Raw genomic sequence first — 17,810 nt, 5'->3', positions numbered from 1 at the left:
TCAGTACATGCTTTAGGCTTACCTAAGTTGTGTGCTGACAAGGAGAGTCGTGGAGACGAACGCAGACCTGCGCGTCGAAAGGCTGAGGACCATTGCCCTGGCATGCGGTGCCAGCCTGGCCCTGGGCATCGCCTACCTCTTCGTCGGACGCGCAGTGGACGCCGCGCTCGCGGGAGCCCCACCCCACCTCACCTTCGCCGCCGCCCTCGCCTGCGTCCTCGTCTCCGCCCTGCTGGCCCGCCAGGTCGGCCGCATGTGCGGCCGCGCCCTCGTCCGACACGAGCACGACACCCGCCACACCCTGCTCGCCCACGTCTTCACCCTGGGCGCCACCCAACGCACGAAGGAACGCGCCGGGCGGCTGGTCAACACGATGACCGATGGCGTCGAACGCCGCGCCATGCACACCTCCTCCTTCGTCGCGCCCATGACGGCCTCACTGCTCACCCCACTGCTCGTCGTCGCCCTGGTGGCCCTCACCCTGGACTGGGTGAGCGCCCTCGTCCTGGCCGTGTCCATCCCCGTCGTCCCCGCCACCGTCCTGGCCTTCCAACGGGCCTTCAAACCCGTCTCCTCCCGCTACCGGGCCGCATCCCGGGCGCTGGCCGCACAGGAACTCGACGCCATCCAGGGCCTGTCCACCCTGGCCAGGATGAACGCCGGCAGACGCATGGGCGTCGTTCTGGCCCGCGCCGCCGAGGACGTGCGCGTGCGCGTCATGCGCTACCTCGCCGGAAACCAGGTGGTTCTGCTGGTCGTCGACGCGATCTTCTCCCTCGGCATGATCGTCGCCGCCACCGCACTGGCCCTGTGGCGCCACGAGGCGGGCGCACTGAGCGCCGGACAGGCCCTGGCCCTGGTGCTCCTGTCGACGATCATGCTGGACCCGCTGGACCGCATCGGCCAGTTCTTCTACATCGGCATGGGAGGCATGGCTGCCGGACGCGAGATGAAGCGCTTCCTCGCCGAAGAACCCGCCGCCGTCGACGCCCCCGACGTCCGCGAACCCGCCCCGTGCCCGCCGGGCACCGCCGCCACCATCCGCTTCGAGGACGTCCACTTCGCGTGGAACCCGAAGGTCCCCGTCCTGCGCGGGGTCGACCTGGCGCTCGACGGTGGCCAGCACGTCGTCGTCACAGGCGCCTCGGGCGCCGGCAAGTCCACCATGTCCGCCCTGCTCCAGGGTCATGCGCGCCCCGACAGCGGCCGCATCCTGCTGGACGGACACGACCTGCGGGACGTGCCCCTTGCGTGGGTGCGCCGCCAGGTGGGGGTCGTCGAACAGAGCACCCACCTGTTCACCGGGACCCTGCGCGACAACCTCCTCATCGCACGTCCCGACGCCGAGGACGCCGCACTGCTGGAGGCCCTGCACCGCGCGCACCTCGACGACCTGCTCACCCGCCTGCCCGACGGCCTCGAGACCCCCGTCGGACAACGCGGCCTCGCCCTGTCCGGCGGAGAAGCCCAACGCCTGGCCCTGGCCCGCGCGATTCTCGCCGACACGCCCGTCATGCTCCTCGACGAACCCACCGCGCACGTGGACCTCACCTCCGAACGGGAGATCCTCGCCGCCCTGGACGACCTCACCCGAGGGCGCACCACCCTGACCATCTCCCACCGCGCCGCGACCATCGCCCACGGGGGGCGCAGCGTCGACCTGCAGGAAGGAGTCCTGCGATGAGCACTCTCGACGCAGTCCCCACCGAACGACGGATGACCCCGTGGTGGCTTGCGCGCCGCCTCATCTCGGTCGCGCGCCCCGTCATCGCACCCCTCGGCCTGTCCATGCTCTTCCGCCTGGTCGCCCTGCTGTGCGGTATCGCCATCCTCGCCATCGCAGGGTGGCAGGTCCTGGCCCACGCCACTGGGGATGCGGCCGCCTGGCCCCTGTCCACCACCGCGTGGGTGCTCGTCGGACTGTCCGTCGCCAAAGCGGTCCTGCGCTACCTCGAACAGTTCTCCGGACATTGGGTCGCCTTCCGCTCCCTGGCCATGCTGCGCACCTTCTTCTACGACCACCTGGAACCCCAGGCGCCCTGCCTGACCGACGCCATGGACTCCGGGGACCTCATGAACCGGGTGACGAAGGATGTCGACAGGGTCGAGGTCTTCTTCGCCCACACTCTGGCTCCCGGTGTCACCGCCCTGCTGGTGCCCCCCATGGTCCTGGTGGCACTGGGACAGACCACCTCGTGGTGGCTGGCACTGGTCCTGGCCCCCGTGCTGCTGCTGGCCGGAGTCGTCGTCCCCTCGCTGGGTGCCCGGGCCAGCGACCGGGCCGCCACCGAGGCGCGGCGCACTCACGGAGAACTGGCCCACCACGTCACCGACTCCGTCCAAGGAGTGCGAGAGGTCCTCGCCTTCGGCGCCCAGCAGCGGCGCGACGCGGAAATGTCCGACATCGAGCAGCGCATCGGCGCAGCCCAGTGGACGATGAGTCGGTGGATCGCCGATCGGCGCGGCCTCAACCAGGCGATGCTCGGCCTGGCCGTCGTCGCCGTGGCCTGGGTGGGAACGACACTGCTGACCCGGGGCGCCATCACCCCCGCCCAGCTCGGCGGCGCCATCGCGGCCGCAGCGGCCTCACTGGCCCCGGTCCTCGCGGTCGAGGACTTCGCCGCGGACCTCGACCAGGCGTGGGCCTCGGCCCGCCGCATCTTCGAGATCACCGACCGCACGCCCCAGGTCGGCGACCCCGAGACCGTCTCCGAAAGCGCGTTGGCCTGCACGGGCCTGGAGGACATCACCTTCGACCACGTGGACTTCACCTACCCGGATCCCAATGGGCGGCCCCGCCCTCGTGTCCTGCACGACGTCACCCTGACGATCCCGGCGGGGTGCGTCACCGCAGTCGTCGGCGCCTCCGGTTCCGGCAAGTCCACCCTGGCCGCCCTGCTCACCCGCTCATGGGACCCGGAGCGCGGGGCGGTGCGCTTCGGCGACACCGACCTGCGCGGCCTGCCCCTGCAGCGCCTGCGCGACCTCGTGGCCATCGGCGAACAACGCCCCCACGTCTTCAACGACACCCTGCGCGCGAACCTCCTGCTTGCCCGGCCCGACGCCACCGAGGAGGAACTCCGCCAGGCCCTGGACCGCGCGGACCTCACCGCCTGGGTGGCTGCGGAGCCCGACGGGCTGGACACGGTGGTCGCCGAGATGGGGGAGCGCCTCTCCGGCGGGCAGCGTCAGCGCCTGGCTCTGGCCCGCACACTTTTGCGCGGCGCCCCCGTCACCGTCCTGGACGAGGCCACCAGCCAGGTCGACGCCGCCACCGAAGAACGGGTCCTGGCCGGCATCACCGAGGCCACCCGAGGTCGCACACTGGTGGTCATCGCCCACAGGCTGTCCACCGTGCGCCACGCGGATCGGATCGTCGTCATGGACGCCGGCCGCGTGGTCGAGACCGGCACGTGGGAGGAACTCGTGGCCGCAGGCGGGGCGTTCTCGGCCCTGCTGGCCCGCGAGGAGCTGGTCAACAGCTGACCCAGGCGGCAAGGTGTTCGCAGGTGTCGCGCAGGCGTTCGGCGTGCGACCTGTAGGACGCCAGCAGGGATTCGCGGGTCTCGGCGTCCGCACCGCCGCGGGTCAGCCAGTCGATGACCAGGGCCTCGGTGACCTCCGGGTGGAACTGGACGCCCAGGGCCGAGCCGATGGTGAAGACCTGCGGGCAGGTCTGCGAAGTGGCCCACAGGCATGCGCCTTCGGGCAGACGTGTCACCGCATCCGCATGGTCGCCCCATGCGTAGGGGGTGCCGGCAATGGCCTCCGCCAGGTCCGCGAAGGGCCCGTCCTCGGGCAGGTCCGCCGACCACCACAGGTCCGTCAATCCCTTCTCGCTGGCGGCGCCGACGCCGACCTCACCCCCCGTGGCCACGGCCAGCAGCTGGTGGCCCAGGCAGATCGCGAGAACCTTCACGTCGTCGGCCACGCAGCGGCGCATGAGTTCACGCGTGGCGGGCAGCCACGGGGCGGCCTCGTCGGCGTATGCGTCCATCGTCCCTCCGAGGACGACGAGGGCGCCGGGCAGGGCGGATGTCCCCGCCGAGTGCGCCTGGAGAAGGCCGGTGAGGGCCTCCGGCTGCTCCCAAGCGCGCAGGAGGCGCGCTTCGGGCAGCAGTTCGGACAGAAGGCCCGGCCCCACGTGGTCGTCGTGCTGGATGAACAGGACATCATTCATGCCGGACAGCCTACGACCCCGTGCGACCGGGCCCCCTGAAGGTACTGGTCAGTCGACCAGTCAGCCGACCAGGCGCGCCCCTTCGGTCAACGCTTCGAGCTTGGCCCACGCGATGTGCGAGTGGATGCGCCCGCCCAGACCGCAGTCCGTCGAGGCCACGACGCGGTCCGCGCCCACGAGATCCGTGAAGTGGTGGATGCGCTGGGCGACCAGACGCGGGTGCTCGATGACATTCGTCGCATGTGACACGACGCCGGGGACCAGGTACTTGCCCTCCGGCAGGGTCGTGTCCTTCCAGATCTCCCACTCGTGGGCGTGGCGGGCATTGGCCGCCTCGAAACTCAGGCCATTCGCATTGACCGACAGGGCCAGGTCGACGATGTGCTTGAACTCCAGGTCGGTGGAGTGCGGGCCGTGCCACGAGCCCCAACACACGTGGTAGCGCACCAGGTCCGGGTCGATGCCCTCCAGCGCGTGGTTGAGGGCGTCAATGCGCACCCGGGAGAAGGCGCGGTAGGCCTCCAGCGACGGGTCGACGGCGAACTGGTCCCAGCCCTCGGCAAGGTCGGGGGCGTCGATCTGAACGGTCAGGCCGGCGTCCGTGATGCGCTTGTACTCCTCGTGCAATCCCTCGGCGAAGGCCCAGACGACGGCCTCGTCGTCCTCGTAGAAGGCGTTGGCCACGCGCGCTGCCGACCCGGGGGAGATCGCGGCGACGAATCCGTCGTCCACGGTCTTTCCTGCCGCTTCGAGGGCGCGCTTCGTTCCCGCGATGTCACGCTCGACCGCGTCGGTGCCGATGTAGGTGAGTTCGGCTGTGACGGTCGGGAAGGCCACGGGGGTCTTGTTGGCGATGTGGATGCCGGATTCGGGGTCGGAGTAGGCGTCGGCGAAGCGGACCCAGTCGCGTCGCTCGGCGAAGGAGGAGAAGGAGATTCTCCCGTCGCGCCCGGCGGGAGGCCGGACGTCTAAACGGACGACGTCCTCGATGGACAGGCCGGAAAAGCGTGAGAAGGAGTAGGTCCACCAGGCCCCGTAGTCGACGTTGTCGATCATGGCGTGGCCGTATTCGCCGTCGTTGACGATCGAAAGTCCGAGGTCAACCTGGCGCTTGACGACCTGGTCGACCTCGTCGGCGAGGAGGGCCGTGAAGGCGGCTTCGTCCATGGTGCCGTCGCGGCGGGCGCGGTTGGCGTCGATGAGGGAATCGGTGCGGGGCAGGGAGCCCACGTGGGTGGTGCGGATCGTCATCTCCGGGTTCCTTTCCAGTGGCCGTTCCAGACGAGGACGAGGCTAGGTGAGGCGGCAGGTCACTTCCGCGGCTGTCCACGGTGGGATCCTGTGTGACAGAGGTGAATCCGGCGCATGAGCGGGTTGCGGGGTGTAGCGTGACTGTGGACCGACGCCGTCGCTGCGGAAAGGCTCGCACCACATGACCGGGTTCCTGCGCTCGCGCCCCGTCCTCGGTTTCATCCTCCTGGCGTACACGGGCGCGTGGATCGTGTGGTCGCCGATGGTCCTGGGCTCCTCCGGCCTGCGAGTCCTTCCCCTGGAGATCTCGGACACCGCGGTCAAGGTCATCAACGTCCTCGGCCTGTTCGCGGGCCCCTTCATCGCGTCCCTCGTCATGACGAAGGTCGTCCACGGGTCCTTCAAGCCGTGGCTGGCCGGGTGGATGCGCGTGCGCCCGTGGTGGGTGTGGCCGGTCGCCCTCGTCCTCTTTCCCGCAGTCATGGCCGGCCTCATGATGCTGTTGGCCGGCCCTGCGACTGGCCAACCCGCCCTGAGCGGCCCGGCCGCCGTCATCGCCCCGGTCCTCATGTTCCTCGGATTCCTCATCGGCGGACCCGTGCAGGAAGAGCCCGGTTGGCGCGGTTTCGCCCTTCCCCAGCTCCAACAACGGTTCCACCCCCTGGCGGCGGCAACCGTTCTGGGTTTCGTCTGGGCCCTGTGGCACCTGCCCCTTTTCGCAGTTGCCGCCTGGGACACCCCGAAGGACTCGATCCTCGACGTCCTCCTCCACGTCTCCATGGTCGTCCTGCTCTCGATCGCCATGTCGTGGGTGGCCAACCTCGGAGGCGGCAGCGTCCTGCTGGCGGTCCTCGCACACAATGCGGTCAACTGGATCTGGATCGTGTGGCCGCTGCTCACCGGACGCACGGTCCCCGGTGGGTCCTTGGCACTGTTCTTCGGCAGCGCCCTCCTCGCCCTCGTCGCCATCTGCGCATCGGCGGGCCGACTCGCAGTGCCGTCCACCCAGCGGCCCTGAACCGAACTGACCGGCCGGTACTCCTAGGCTTGACGCGACGACTCACCCAGGAGGACGACCATGGCACCTGCCAGGCAATTGCGATCCGCCACCTCGACTCAGGGCCGCAACATGGCGGGAGCCCGCGCCCTGTGGCGCGCCACGGGCATGGGCGACGACGACTTCGGCAAACCCATCATCGCGGTGGTCAACTCCTTCACCGAATTCGTCCCCGGGCACGTCCACCTGCGTGACGTCGGCAGGATCGTCGCCGACGCCATCGTCGAGGCCGGGGGAGTGGCCAAGGAGATGAACACGATCGCCGTGGACGACGGCATTGCCATGGGACATGGCGGCATGCTCTACTCGTTGCCCAGCCGAGAAGTCATTGCCGACTCCGTCGAGTACATGGTGAACGCCCACTGCGCCGACGCCATGGTGTGCATCTCGAATTGCGACAAGATCACCCCGGGCATGCTCATAGCCGCCATGCGCCTGGACATCCCCTGCGTCTTCGTCTCCGGCGGCCCCATGGAGGCCGGCAAGGACATCGACCCCGCCACCATCATCGGCCCCTCACTGGAGGGGCACGGCAACCTCGTCACGGTCATGAACGCCACCGCCAACGACGCCATCAGCGACGAGGCGCTGACGGCCCTGGAAAAGGCCGCCTGTCCCACGTGCGGATCGTGTTCGGGCATGTTCACCGCGAACTCCATGAACTGTCTGACCGAAGCCCTGGGCCTGTCCCTTCCCGGCAACGGATCCACCTTGGCCACCCACAGTGCCCGCCGTGACCTGTTCACCCGCGCAGGAGCCCTGGTCGTGGACCTGTGCCGCCGCCACTACGACCAGGGCGACGACTCGGTCACGCCCCGGGCAATCGCCGGCCGGGACGCCTTCCGCAACGCCATGACCCTGGACATGGCCATGGGTGGCTCCTCCAACACGGTTCTGCACCTGCTGGCCATCGCACATGAGGGCGGGGTCGACTTCGACCTGGAGGACATCGCCGAACTGGGGCGCTCCGTGCCCTGCCTGTCGAAGGTCGCGCCGAACCACAACGACTACCACATGGAGGACGTCCACAGGGCCGGCGGCATCCCGCGCCTGCTCGGCGAACTCGACCGGGCAGGAATGCTGCGACACACCGTCCACTCCGTGCACTGCCCGGACCTGGCCTCCTGGCTGGCCGCCTGGGACCCGCGCTCGCCCCAGGTGAGCCCAGAGGCGCTGGAACTGTGGCATGCGGCTCCCGGCAACGTGCGCACCACCGAGGCCTTTTCCACCTCCAACAGGTGGGTGGACCTGGACCTGGACGTGGAGGCCGGATGCGTGCGCGACGTCGCCCACGCCTACACGGCCAACGGCGGCCTGACGGTCCTGTTCGGCAACCTCGCTCCGGAAGGAGCCATCATCAAGGCCGCCGGCATCGACCCCGAACTGTTCCACTTCGAGGGCCGTGCCCGAGTGATGGAGTCCCAGGAGGAGGCCATCACGAAGATCCTCGACAAAACCGTCGAAGCCGGAGACGTGGTCGTCATCCGCTACGAGGGCCCGGCCGGCGGCCCCGGAATGCAGGAGATGCTCTACCCGACCTCCTTCCTCAAGGGGCGGGGCCTGGGCAAGGCGTGCGCCCTCATCACCGACGGCCGTTTCTCGGGCGGAACCTCCGGGATCTCGGTGGGGCACATCTCTCCCGAGGCCGCCGACGGTGGTTTGATCGGCCTCGTCGAGGACGGGGACAGGATCGTCATCGACGTCGACGAGGGGCTGTTGCACCTGGACGTCGACGAGGACGAGATCGCCCGCCGCCGCGCCGCACAGGAGGCGCGCCCGGCGCCGTGGACGCCGCTGGAACGCGACCGCCAGGTCTCTCCCGCCCTGCAGCTCTACGCGGCCACCGCACTGTCCGCCTCCAAGGGGGCCGCCCGCGACGTCACCCGCGTGCTCGGCGCCCGCGGGCCTCGGGAGGGATGACCGGTGGACGCCGCACCCCACGTCGCCCTGTACGACACCACTCTGCGTGACGGAGCCCAACAGGAGGGGATCTCCCTGTCGGTGGCCGACAAACTCGCCGCCCTGGAGGTCCTCGACGACCTCGGTGTCGACGTGGTCGAAGGCGGATGGCCGGGAGCCATCCCCAAGGACACTGAGTTCTTCGCCCGCGCGGCCAAGGTCGCACTGCGCCATGCGCGTCTGGCGGCCTTCGGGGCCACCGTCAAGGCCGGGCAGGACCCCGCTTCCGACCCGCAGGTCCTGGCTCTTCGCGACTGCGGGGCGCCCATTGTCACACTGGTCGCCAAGTCCGATCCCCGCCACGTCGTCAAGGCCCTGCGCACGGGCTTGGACGAGAATCTGCGCATGGTCTGCGACACCGTCCGATTCCTTCGCGAAGCCGGACGTGAGGTGGTCGTCGACCTCGAACACTTCTTCGACGGCCTGGCCGCGGACCCGCAGTACGGGTACGCGGTCATGTGCGAGGCCGCCCGGGCCGGGGCCTCCACCGTGGTCCCCTGCGACACGAATGGCGGAAACCTGCCGGGCGTCATCGGCCAGGTCGTCGAAAGCGCTCGGGCCCGCCTGGACGCCGCCGGATTCGAGGACGTGGTCCTGGGCATCCACGCGCACAACGACACCGGCTGCGCGGTGGCCAATTCCCTCATTGCGGTGGAGGCGGGCGCGCGCCAGGTCCAGGGCACGGTCAACGGCTACGGTGAACGCACCGGCAACGCGAATCTGCTCACGTGCGCCGCGAACATCGAACTCAAGACCCGGTGGACCTGCCTGCCCGAAGGCTCCTTGGCGAAGTTGGACCGGGTCTCCCATCGGGTGGCCGAGTTGGTGAACATCGCCCCGCACCCGCGTGACCCCTACGTGGGGCGCAGTGCTTTCGCCCACAAGGCGGGTCTGCACGCCAGCGCCATCCGCGTGGACGCCGACCTGTACCAGCACATCGACCCGGCGCTGGTGGGCAATGACATGAGGATGCTGGTCTCCGAGATGGCGGGTCGCGCCTCGGTGGAACTCAAGGCCGCCGAACTGGGCGTGGACTTGGCCGGTGACACCTCGGTGGCGGCCCGCGTGGCCGCCAAGGTCAGGGGCCGCGAGGCCGAGGGTTACACCTACGATGCGGCCGACGCCTCCTTCGAGCTGCTGCTGCGCCATGAGCTGGGGCGCTTGCCCGCATTCGTGCGCGTGGAGTCGTGGAAGGTCATGACCCAGGAGATCGCCGAGGTCCAGGGGGAGCCCTTCACCCAGTCGGAGGCCACCGTCAAGGTCCACACCGACCGGCGCCACATCCGCACCGCGGAAGGCAACGGCCCGGTCAACGCCCTGGACCGGGCCCTGCGTCACGTCCTGACCCGCGACTACCCGGTGGCCGCCTCCTTCAGGCTCACCGACTTCAAAGTGCGCATCCTCGAAGAGAATCGTGCCGGCACCGATGCCACCACCCGCGTCCTGGTGACGATGGGCGACGGGCACCGGTCGTGGACCACTGTGGGTGTGGGCACCGACGTCATCGAGGCGTCGTGGGAGGCTCTCTTCGACCCTACTGGTGGGGGCTGTTGGCTGCCGGCGTGGAGCCCATGTTGGCGCAGTGACACCGGCCACCCGTGCTGCTGTCCGATTGGTGGAGAGAGCCGGTGCGAGGGCGCGGCTCGAAGCGGATCGGTACTCGGTTCTCCGGCCCCACCGCAGCCGGGGGGCGATGGGTGGATCATTTGTTTGAGATATTGTTGAACCGGTTCGCCGATGAACCGGTTCAAGGCGGCGGTGTGGCCGCATCGATGTCTGGGAGGTCTGATGTCCAGGTCGTATGTGACTCGCAGGGAGTACGACGAATGGGTTCGCGGAGCGGCAAGTCTGGCGCGCGCGCTGCGCTATCCGGTCACTGAAGCCATGGTCAACGACAGCGTCGGGATAGTCTTCGGCGACGACCAGTACGACGCATTCGAGAAGGGGCTGTGGGAGCCGACGGCCTACGAGGTGATGATCATCTTCGAGGCCATCAACCAGGCGGCAGTGGATGGTCTGCCGGCGGGGGCGGCGCCTTACTCGGAGTACTCGGGACTGTGCGACAAACTCATGATCCTGCACCCCGGCAAGTACTGCGCCTCCCACTACCACCTGCGCAAGACCGAATGCTACGAGGTGGTGATGGGATCCATGGACGTGTTCTACGGTCCCACGACCCTCAACCCCCGCCAGGAGGAACTGCTCGAATTCGAGGCGATGCCGATTGGTTCACCCTGGCCCGAGGGCGTTGAATTGCCTGCTGGTCGGGAGGAGTCGTACGCGGACCTCACCAGCTACGTACGCCTGGAGGCAGGTGACCCGAAATTCGTCATGCACCGCAAGCACCTCCATGCCTTCAGGTGCCCGCCCGACTCCCCGGTGCCGCTGGTCGTACGTGAAGTGTCGACCTACAGCCACGAACCAACCGAGGCCGCCCACGACAAGCCCGTGCCTTTGGAGACGTGGAGCGGATTGCACGACAACACCTTCCTTGCGCCGGAAGCCAACGCCGGTCGCCTGGTCACGAAGATCGTCTGAACGTGCACCGGTGGACGAAACCCCAAGGGGACACCCGGGGCAGTGTCCACCGTCCCGGCTCTGCTCCAACGGCAAAACCCCGCTTGTGCCTCTGCGGAAATGCCGGTCGTGCCGCCCCGGGGCCCCTTCCATTCGGCATCGCGGTTTCTGAGGGAGTCCTCACGTCGGGGGCGTGGGTTCGCACAGTGAAGTCCGGCGACGTTACCATTTCCAGATCCGAACCGTCACTGTGAGGAGGGGCAATGGAGCGCGCAACCCACGTGGCACGACCTCGCCTGAGCGCCGCCGAGGTGCGGCGGATCCTCGTGGTGGGAACCCTGTCCTTCACCTTCGTCGTCGTACTGACGGTCATGTCCTTCTTCGAATTGCGTCATGTGGACTCCGGTGACGAGGACGGGGCCTTGACCGCCGCAGCAGGGGCAGGGTCCTCCACGGCCATGCTTTCGGCCGCGGCGACCTACAGTGGAACGGACGAGGTCGTGCCCGCCGAAGTCCAGGAGTTGGTCCGCACGGAGGTCGCGCCCCTGAAGCTGGAGTACCCGGCAGGGGGCGGGCCGGTCGGTCCCAGTCAGCTCGTGCGCGGGCTTGCCGGCGCACAGGTCACCTCCACGGACTCCCAGCGGATCGTCTTGGTCAACCATTCCGCTGAGGAGGAGATCGTCCTCGTCCTGCGCGCAGGAGACCTTGCCTCGGCCGCAGTGCAGGACTGGCAGTGCCAGTGGGTGGGGGAGTACCTTGCCGCCCTCGACGCCGATGACCACCCGCGTCGTGACGCAGCCGCCGGGGCGCTGGCTGCGCAACCCGACCTGCCCGGCCGCCCCACCGGCGTGGATCCCGCGGTGAAGGTGCGCACTGAGGTCATCGCCCCGCTGCTCGAAGGCAGGGACCAGGGAGCGCGCGACTGGGTGACCTACAACTGCGGACGCTGACGTCTTGTCGGGGGCCACCCACGTCGCGGTCCTGGCCACCTATGGTTGAGGCATGCGGATCCTCGCCACCACACTGATGTCAGCAGCCCTGCTGGTTGCCAGCACTGGCGTCGCCCTCGCGCAGCCCACGCCGGATGTGCCCGCTCCACCCCCTGTGACCTCGCAGGAGAGCGGCCAGTCCGACTCCGCTGAATCCGACGCCCCTCCCTCGGACGGCCCTACCTCGGGACAGGGGGCGCCATCGGGCGACACGATCCCTCAATCCGCGGTGCAGCGCAGCGCCGAAGCCCTGCCGCCGGTACCCGACATCTCCGTGGGTTCCCAGGATCCGAATCGGCAGCCGCGTTCCCTGTGGGCGAGTGGGGGCGAGGGCGTCCACCGCCTCGACTCCGGCGACCCGGCGCGCACCCGCACCGACTCGATGCTCTCCGTCTTTCCGGGTGGCGCACAACGCGTCGTTGTGGCCTCGACCCAGGTGCCGGGGGCGGCCGCTGAAGCCGCCTCCCTGGCGGCCAACCTCAAGGCGGCTTTCGTGGGTGTCGGCGCCTCACTGACTGCCGAGGAGACCCGGCTGCTCGGTTCCTTGCGCCCGCACAAGGTCCTCACGGTGGACGTCGAGGGCGCATTGGCGACCGCCGTGGGCAACGCGGCCGGGCGTGCTCCGGTGGTCCCCCTCACCCAGGCGCAGATCCTTCTGGTCCAGCCCTCACTGAGCGGCATTGTCACCATCAACTCCGACGCCGCCGACCAGGCAACCGCAGTCTCCTTGGCTGCGCGGACGGGGTCGGTGGTGCTGGCGCGTCCCTTGGCCCAGGACACTCGCGCGGTCCTCGCGCAGCGTTCCACGACCCGGCTGCTGGCGGTGGGGGCCTCCGGCGCGGTCGAAGCCGACGTCCGGCAGGCCTTGCCGAATGTGCCAGTGACCGACGTGCGGGGAGGGGACCGCGCGGCCACTGCCCTTGCCGCCATGCGTGTGGGATGGAACGGGAAGGTGCCGTCGGCCATGGTGGTCCCCGTGCTTCCCGCCGTGGATGACCTCAGTGCCGGCGTCGTGGCGGCCCTGGACGCCCAGCCGCTCCTGCGCGCACAACCCACGTGCCTGGACGGCGACACGTGGGAGGCGTTGCGCAGGGCAGACGTGTCCCGCAGGACCGTGTGGGGAACCACCGGGCAGGCGAGGGCAGAGGCCGCCCACGCGCGCTGCGGTTCCGTCGCGAACCTTCCGACGGCCAGGCTCCACGGCAAGGACGCCTTCGCCACCGCTGTGGCCCTGTCCGCGGCCTTCCACAAGGGCCCCGCGGACACCGTGGTGTTGGTCGGGCGTGGGGGAGTGGCCGATGGGGTTGCTGCAGGCCCATTGGCCGCCCGCCTCGGCGGACCGATTCTCCTCACCGCCCGCGACGCCCTGCCGGCCAGCACCAGGGTGGAGATCCAGCGTTTGGCGCCCAGGCGCATCGTCATCGTCGGAGGCGAAGGCGTCGTCTCAGCGGCCGTGGCTGCGGAGGCGGGGCGCCTGGCGCCGGTGCGACGATACGGGGGAGCCACCCGAGTGGAGACGTCGGCGGCGATCGCCGCCTCCTTCGGGCACTCGCGCACCGTCCTGGTCGCAGGGGCCCTGGGACTGCCGGACGCCCTGCCGGGTTCGGCCATGGCCATCGGCAGCGACGCGCCGGTCCTGCTCTCCCCTGCGGGAGGAGCGGGCCTGACCGCGCAGCTCAAGGCCCTGTCGGCGCGCTCGGTGACCCTGTTGGGCGGCACCGGCGTTCTCACGCAGGGCGCCGCGAACGCCGCGGCAGCTGCCACCGGCGTCGCCCCCGGGCGCCTTGCCGGTGCCGACCGTCATGCGACCGCGCGTGCGGTGGCCACCCATTTCGAGGGTGCCACCACGTATGTCATGGCTGGCAGCAACGCCCTGGTCGATGCCATGAGCGCTGCCCCCATTGCCGGACGCCTGGGGATGCCCGTCATCTTCGCCACCCCGCACTGTCAGCGCGCCGACCAGGTGGCCTTCCTGGCCGGTCGCGGCCTCACCTCGAAGGTCGTCGTCGGCGGTGGCGGCGCAGTGAGCACGGTCGAAGCCAACTACACCTGTGGCAAGTGGCAGGCGGTCCCGGGTGGGGTCACCACCTGCGAGCCACTGTGGCGCGCGTGGAACGCGTCCCTGCCGGCATCGGTGCGCCCATGGTGCGCGCCCTCCGGGCGCCTGGGACCCGTCACCGCCATCGGCAAGACCCCCTCGGGACAGAACCTCAAGTGGGGGTGGAACGGAACGAAGGTCGGACTCACCCAGCGCGCACTGGGTCTGGGGTCACGCTGGGAGACCATGGACGCCACGACGGTCAACGCGGTGAGGAACTTCCAGGCCCGCCGCGGCCTTCCCGTCACGGGCGTCGTCGATCGGGTCACGTGGGACGCCATGGGGACCGGGTACGGCTTCGACATCGACGCGTGGAGGACGAACATGTGGGTGGCGCCCACGGCCACACGCTCCCAACGCATCGAAGCGATGATCGGCTACGCCCACGCGCAGGCCGGATCGGAGTACACGTGGGGTGGTGCCGGCCCCAAGCAGCTGGGTTACGACTGCTCCGGCCTGGTGCTGCAGGCCCTGTACGCCGCGGGCCTGGACCCCAGGCCCATTGACGTGATGAAGCACCAGTGGCCCGACTACCGAACCTCCCGGGAACTGGCTCACCACCCGGGGCTGACCAAGGTGCCGTGGGACCAGATGCGCCGCGGTGACCTGGTGTTCTACCAGACGGACGGGGTGATCGACCATGTCGCCATCTACCTGGGCAATGGACGCATGTTCGAATCCGGAGGCAACGCCATGAACGCCCACGAAACCGCTCTTCGGTGGGGCGACCGTTGGACGTGGGTCGCCAGGCCCTTCGTCTGAGGAAGTGGGCCGGTCCACACGCAGGATCGCCCTGGTCCCCGGGCCGACTCGCTTTTGTCCGGCCAGCACCGCCGGGGCACAATCGTTCCCATGCGAGGTGAGTACAGGGCCCCCGGTGGACAACTGGTCGTCGTAGACCTGGAAGTGGCCGGCGGCCTGCTGGCACACGTGCAGGTCAGTGGGGGTTTCGCCGTGGCTCCTGCGCAGGCGTTGCCTCGGCTGACCACGGCCCTTGAAGGCATGGACGCCAAGGCGTCGGTGGCCGAATTGACGGCGGCAATGGACGCCGTGCGCGAATCGGGTGACGAGCTGCTGGGGGCCACCACCCAAGGCGTGGCCATTGCCGTGCGCCGCGCGCTGGGCCAGGCACTGTCGTGGGAGGACATCGACTTCGAGGTCATCCACGGGCCGGTCCTGGATCCGGTCGTCAATGTCGCCCTGGACGAGACGCTGGTCGAAGAGGTGGCCGCCGGGCGCCGCAAACCCTTCATGCGGCTGTGGGAGTGGGAAGGATGCCAGGTGGTCATCGGCTCGTTCCAGTCCTACGCCAATGAATTGCAGGCCGAGGGCGTGACCCGCCACGGCGTCACCGTGACCCGTCGTGTCTCCGGTGGTGGGGCCATGTTCATGGAGTCGGGAAAGTGCGTGACCTTCTCCCTGGTGGTGCCCACCGCCTTGGTGGAGGGGATGAGTTTCGAACAGTCGTACCCCTACTTGGACCAGTGGGTCATGGAGGTCTTGGAGTCACTGGGCGTCAAGGCGCGTTACGTTCCCCTCAACGACATCGCCTCCGACCGGGGCAAGATCGCCGGCGCCGCGCAGAAGCGGTGGGCCAATGGCCACATGTTGCATCATGTGACCATGGCCTATGACATCGACCCGGTGAAGATGAACGAGGTCCTGCGCATCGGGATGGCCCCTCTTCGCGACAAGGGGACGAGGTCGGCGGCCAAACGGGTGGACCCTTTGCGTTCACAGATCGGGCTCTCACGTGAGCAGGTCGTGCAGGCATTCCACGACCATTTCGTCAAGAAGTACGGTGCGTCCGTGTCGACGCTCACCGAATCCGAGTTGGAGGTTGCGCGCGAACGCAGCCGCACGAAGTTCGCCACCGACGAGTGGACCTTCCGGTTGCCGTGAATCGACAGGGCGCCCTCAGCACACGGCCGCGCACAGGTCCTGCCCGAGGGCCCCGTGGTGGGTGCGCTTCACGCCGGACCCCTCGTCATGTGCGTGGGCCGAAGATGGCGGTGCCCAGACGCACCACGGTGGCGCCCTCGGCAATGGCCCATTCGATGTCGCCGGACATGCCCATGGACAGGGCCAGGGCGGCTTGGTCCATTCCCAAGCGACGAGCGGTGTCGTCCCGCAGGTTTCGCAGCGTGGCGTAGGCGCGGCGTACGGGAGCCTCCTCGTGGGAGTTCAAACCGACGGTCATGAATCCGGCCAGGCGCAGGGTGGGGGTGGACAGGATCGCGTCGACGAGGGCGGGGGCCTCGCGCACGAGGCACCCGGATTTGGTGTCCTCCTGCGAGACGTTGACCTGGACGAGGACGGGCAGGGCGGGGCAGTTGGGGTCGTGGGCGGCACGAACCCGGGTGGCCAGGCGCTGCACCAGATCCACGCGGTCCACCGTGTCAATCGCGTCCACGCAGGCCAAGGCCTGGTTCACCTTGTTCGACTGGAGGGGGCCGATCAGGTGCACCCGCGCGCCTGCGACACTGCGGATCGCCACGATGGTGGCCTGGGCCTCCTGGACCCGGTTGTGACCGAGCAACACCGGCAGTCCCAGGGCGCCAAGCGCCGCAGCCGCCTCAGCGCAGCGTTCGGGCGACTGGGTTTTGACCGCCACCTGCAGGTCGACCCTGTCACTGCGGCTCGCGGCCTGCGCCGCCTGGTCGATGCGGACCCTGGCGGCCTCGATGTTCTCCCACACACCCATGGGTCCACACTATTGCCCCGCTCCGGCAGGCGTTCAGGGATGAACCGGGGTGTTCCCCGGCCGGCCCGCAGATGAGGACTTGCCGGGCAGATGGGACAATCGGGGTGAGCGGACGGAAGGAGTCCTCAATGCGCACAGTGCTCAACATCATCTGGCTGGTCTTCGGCGGCTTCTGGTTGTGGCTCGGCTACATCTTCGCCGGTGCCATTGCCTGCATCCTCATCGTCACCATCCCCGCGGGAGTCGCCTGCTTCCGCATCGCCAGGTACGTCCTGTGGCCCTTCGGCCGCCGGGTGGTCCAACAGCCGGGGGCCGGTGCGGGCTCGGCCATCATGAACATCGTGTGGTTCATCTTCATGGGCATCCCGTTGGCCGTCGGACACGTGGTCACCGCCGGTGCCCAGGCCGTCACGATCGTCGGCATCCCGCTGGCCATTGCGAATCTGAAGATGATCCCCGTGACGGCCTTCCCCTTCGGCAAGGCCGTCGTGGACGACCCGAACGCCTCCATCCTCTGAGGCCCGATGGGTCGCAGAAAGGACCGCAACGGGGTCTCCGGGGCGCCCACACGCGCCCTGGAGGCCCTTGTCGCTGCCGGAGTCGACCACACGGTCCACATCTACGACCACGACCCGCGGGCCCGGACCTTCGGGCAGGAAACCGTGGACAGGCTCGGCATTGCGGCCGAACGCACGTGCAAGTCCCTCATGGTCAGGTGCGAGGTCGCTCCCGGTGCCTGCGAATACGTGGTCGCCGTCATCCCCGTCCGCCATCACCTCTGCCTCAAGGCGGTCGCCAGGGCCGCAGGCTGCAAGTCGGCCGCCATGGCCGACCCGAAGGTCGCCGAAAGGCGCACAGGCTACGTGGTCGGTGGCATCAGTCCCCTGGGGCAGACCACCGCCCACAGGCTCTTCCTCGAAGAGACCGTGTTGGACCAGGCCAGCATCCTCATCTCCGGCGGACGGCGCGGCATGTCCGTGGAAGTGGACCCGTGGGTGCTTGTCGAGGTCTTCGACGCGGTGCCGGCGCCCTTGGTCGCCTGACCCGCAGGAGCC

General features: G+C 69.1%; 14 protein-coding genes. 11 read left to right on the top strand and 3 right to left on the bottom strand.

The genetic code is table 11. From position 1 onward, the window contains the following. The first annotated feature begins 49 nt into the window (after positions 1-49). Together I6B53_RS08320 and cydC are read left to right on the top strand one after the other, a co-directional pair. Positions 50-1,684, top strand: coding sequence for an ABC transporter ATP-binding protein/permease (locus I6B53_RS08320; RefSeq protein ID WP_253953832.1), 1,635 nt, complete (start codon positions 50-52; stop codon positions 1,682-1,684). 32 nt (positions 1,685-1,716) lie between these two features. Next, complete coding sequence (cydC, locus tag I6B53_RS08315; protein ID WP_216765424.1) at positions 1,717-3,486, top strand: thiol reductant ABC exporter subunit CydC; 1,770 nt, start codon at positions 1,717-1,719, stop codon at positions 3,484-3,486. Here the strand turns inward: cydC and I6B53_RS08310 are convergent. Next, complete coding sequence (locus I6B53_RS08310; RefSeq protein WP_216763791.1) at positions 3,476-4,180, bottom strand: type 1 glutamine amidotransferase; 705 nt, start codon at positions 4,178-4,180, stop codon at positions 3,476-3,478. The two genes, cydC and I6B53_RS08310, sit on opposite strands and share 11 nt — an antisense overlap. Before the next feature lie 60 nt (positions 4,181-4,240). Further along, positions 4,241-5,431: a cobalamin-independent methionine synthase II family protein gene (locus I6B53_RS08305; protein WP_216763790.1), complete on the bottom strand. Its 1,191-nt coding sequence runs from the start codon at positions 5,429-5,431 to the stop codon at positions 4,241-4,243. 181 nt (positions 5,432-5,612) lie between these two features. Here I6B53_RS08305 and I6B53_RS08300 point away from each other — a divergent pair, with 181 nt between their 5' ends. The 7 genes from I6B53_RS08300 to I6B53_RS08270 all read left to right on the top strand — a co-directional run bounded on the left by I6B53_RS08300 (position 5,613) and on the right by I6B53_RS08270 (position 15,953). Further along, complete coding sequence (locus I6B53_RS08300) at positions 5,613-6,449, top strand: type II CAAX endopeptidase family protein (protein ID WP_216763789.1); 837 nt, start codon at positions 5,613-5,615, stop codon at positions 6,447-6,449. Positions 6,450-6,509: 60 nt separating this feature from the next. Continuing rightward, positions 6,510-8,408, top strand: coding sequence for a dihydroxy-acid dehydratase (gene ilvD / locus I6B53_RS08295; RefSeq protein ID WP_216763788.1), 1,899 nt, complete (start codon positions 6,510-6,512; stop codon positions 8,406-8,408). Positions 8,409-8,411: 3 nt separating this feature from the next. Then, entirely contained in the window at positions 8,412-10,172 is a 1,761-nt protein-coding gene (gene cimA, locus I6B53_RS08290; protein ID WP_367880379.1) for a citramalate synthase, read from the top strand. 63 nt (positions 10,173-10,235) lie between these two features. After that, on the top strand, positions 10,236-10,985 hold the full coding sequence (locus I6B53_RS08285) for a hypothetical protein (RefSeq protein WP_216763787.1): 750 nt from the start codon (positions 10,236-10,238) through the stop codon (positions 10,983-10,985). Positions 10,986-11,227: 242 nt separating this feature from the next. Continuing rightward, complete coding sequence (locus I6B53_RS08280; protein ID WP_216763786.1) at positions 11,228-11,914, top strand: hypothetical protein; 687 nt, start codon at positions 11,228-11,230, stop codon at positions 11,912-11,914. A gap of 52 nt (positions 11,915-11,966) precedes the next feature. Further along, a complete protein-coding gene (locus I6B53_RS08275) occupies positions 11,967-14,813 on the top strand; it encodes a cell wall-binding repeat-containing protein (RefSeq protein ID WP_216763785.1) in 2,847 nt (948 codons plus the stop codon). A gap of 90 nt (positions 14,814-14,903) precedes the next feature. Beyond that, entirely contained in the window at positions 14,904-15,953 is a 1,050-nt protein-coding gene (locus I6B53_RS08270) for a biotin/lipoate A/B protein ligase family protein (RefSeq protein WP_216763784.1), read from the top strand. A gap of 85 nt (positions 15,954-16,038) precedes the next feature. On the opposite strand, the gene I6B53_RS08265 is transcribed toward I6B53_RS08270, so the two are convergent. Continuing rightward, positions 16,039-16,755, bottom strand: coding sequence for a YggS family pyridoxal phosphate-dependent enzyme (locus I6B53_RS08265; protein WP_216763783.1), 717 nt, complete (start codon positions 16,753-16,755; stop codon positions 16,039-16,041). A 128-nt stretch (positions 16,756-16,883) separates the two neighbouring features. Here I6B53_RS08265 and I6B53_RS08260 point away from each other — a divergent pair, with 128 nt between their 5' ends. Then, complete coding sequence (locus I6B53_RS08260; RefSeq protein WP_216763782.1) at positions 16,884-17,273, top strand: YccF domain-containing protein; 390 nt, start codon at positions 16,884-16,886, stop codon at positions 17,271-17,273. Positions 17,274-17,279: 6 nt separating this feature from the next. Continuing rightward, the gene (locus tag I6B53_RS08255; RefSeq protein ID WP_216763781.1) at positions 17,280-17,798 is read left to right on the top strand and encodes an aminoacyl-tRNA deacylase; all 519 of its coding nucleotides are present in this window, start codon (positions 17,280-17,282) and stop codon (positions 17,796-17,798) included. The last annotated feature ends 12 nt before the right edge of the window (positions 17,799-17,810 follow it).

Origin of the sequence: Schaalia sp. 19OD2882, from assembly GCF_018986735.1 — a bacterium.
Taxonomy (GTDB): Bacteria; Actinomycetota; Actinomycetes; order Actinomycetales; family Actinomycetaceae; genus Pauljensenia.
Note: the sequence above shows the minus strand (reverse complement) of the source record. Positions and strands in the feature narration are given on the sequence as shown.

What these genes read in the sequence shown, in the direction of transcription:
- cydC (WP_216765424.1), top strand. Translation starts at nt 1,717, where the DNA reads ATGACCCCGTGGTGGCTTGCGCGCCGCCTCATCTCGGTCGCGCGCCCC.
- I6B53_RS08310 (WP_216763791.1), bottom strand. Translation starts at nt 4,180, where the DNA reads ATGAATGATGTCCTGTTCATCCAGCACGACGACCACGTGGGGCCGGGC.
- I6B53_RS08305 (WP_216763790.1), bottom strand. Translation starts at nt 5,431, where the DNA reads ATGACGATCCGCACCACCCACGTGGGCTCCCTGCCCCGCACCGATTCC.
- I6B53_RS08300 (WP_216763789.1), top strand. Translation starts at nt 5,613, where the DNA reads ATGACCGGGTTCCTGCGCTCGCGCCCCGTCCTCGGTTTCATCCTCCTG.
- ilvD (WP_216763788.1), top strand. Translation starts at nt 6,510, where the DNA reads ATGGCACCTGCCAGGCAATTGCGATCCGCCACCTCGACTCAGGGCCGC.
- I6B53_RS08285 (WP_216763787.1), top strand. Translation starts at nt 10,236, where the DNA reads ATGTCCAGGTCGTATGTGACTCGCAGGGAGTACGACGAATGGGTTCGC.
- I6B53_RS08280 (WP_216763786.1), top strand. Translation starts at nt 11,228, where the DNA reads ATGGAGCGCGCAACCCACGTGGCACGACCTCGCCTGAGCGCCGCCGAG.
- I6B53_RS08275 (WP_216763785.1), top strand. Translation starts at nt 11,967, where the DNA reads ATGCGGATCCTCGCCACCACACTGATGTCAGCAGCCCTGCTGGTTGCC.
- I6B53_RS08270 (WP_216763784.1), top strand. Translation starts at nt 14,904, where the DNA reads ATGCGAGGTGAGTACAGGGCCCCCGGTGGACAACTGGTCGTCGTAGAC.
- I6B53_RS08265 (WP_216763783.1), bottom strand. Translation starts at nt 16,755, where the DNA reads ATGGGTGTGTGGGAGAACATCGAGGCCGCCAGGGTCCGCATCGACCAG.
- I6B53_RS08260 (WP_216763782.1), top strand. Translation starts at nt 16,884, where the DNA reads ATGCGCACAGTGCTCAACATCATCTGGCTGGTCTTCGGCGGCTTCTGG.
- I6B53_RS08255 (WP_216763781.1), top strand. Translation starts at nt 17,280, where the DNA reads ATGGGTCGCAGAAAGGACCGCAACGGGGTCTCCGGGGCGCCCACACGC.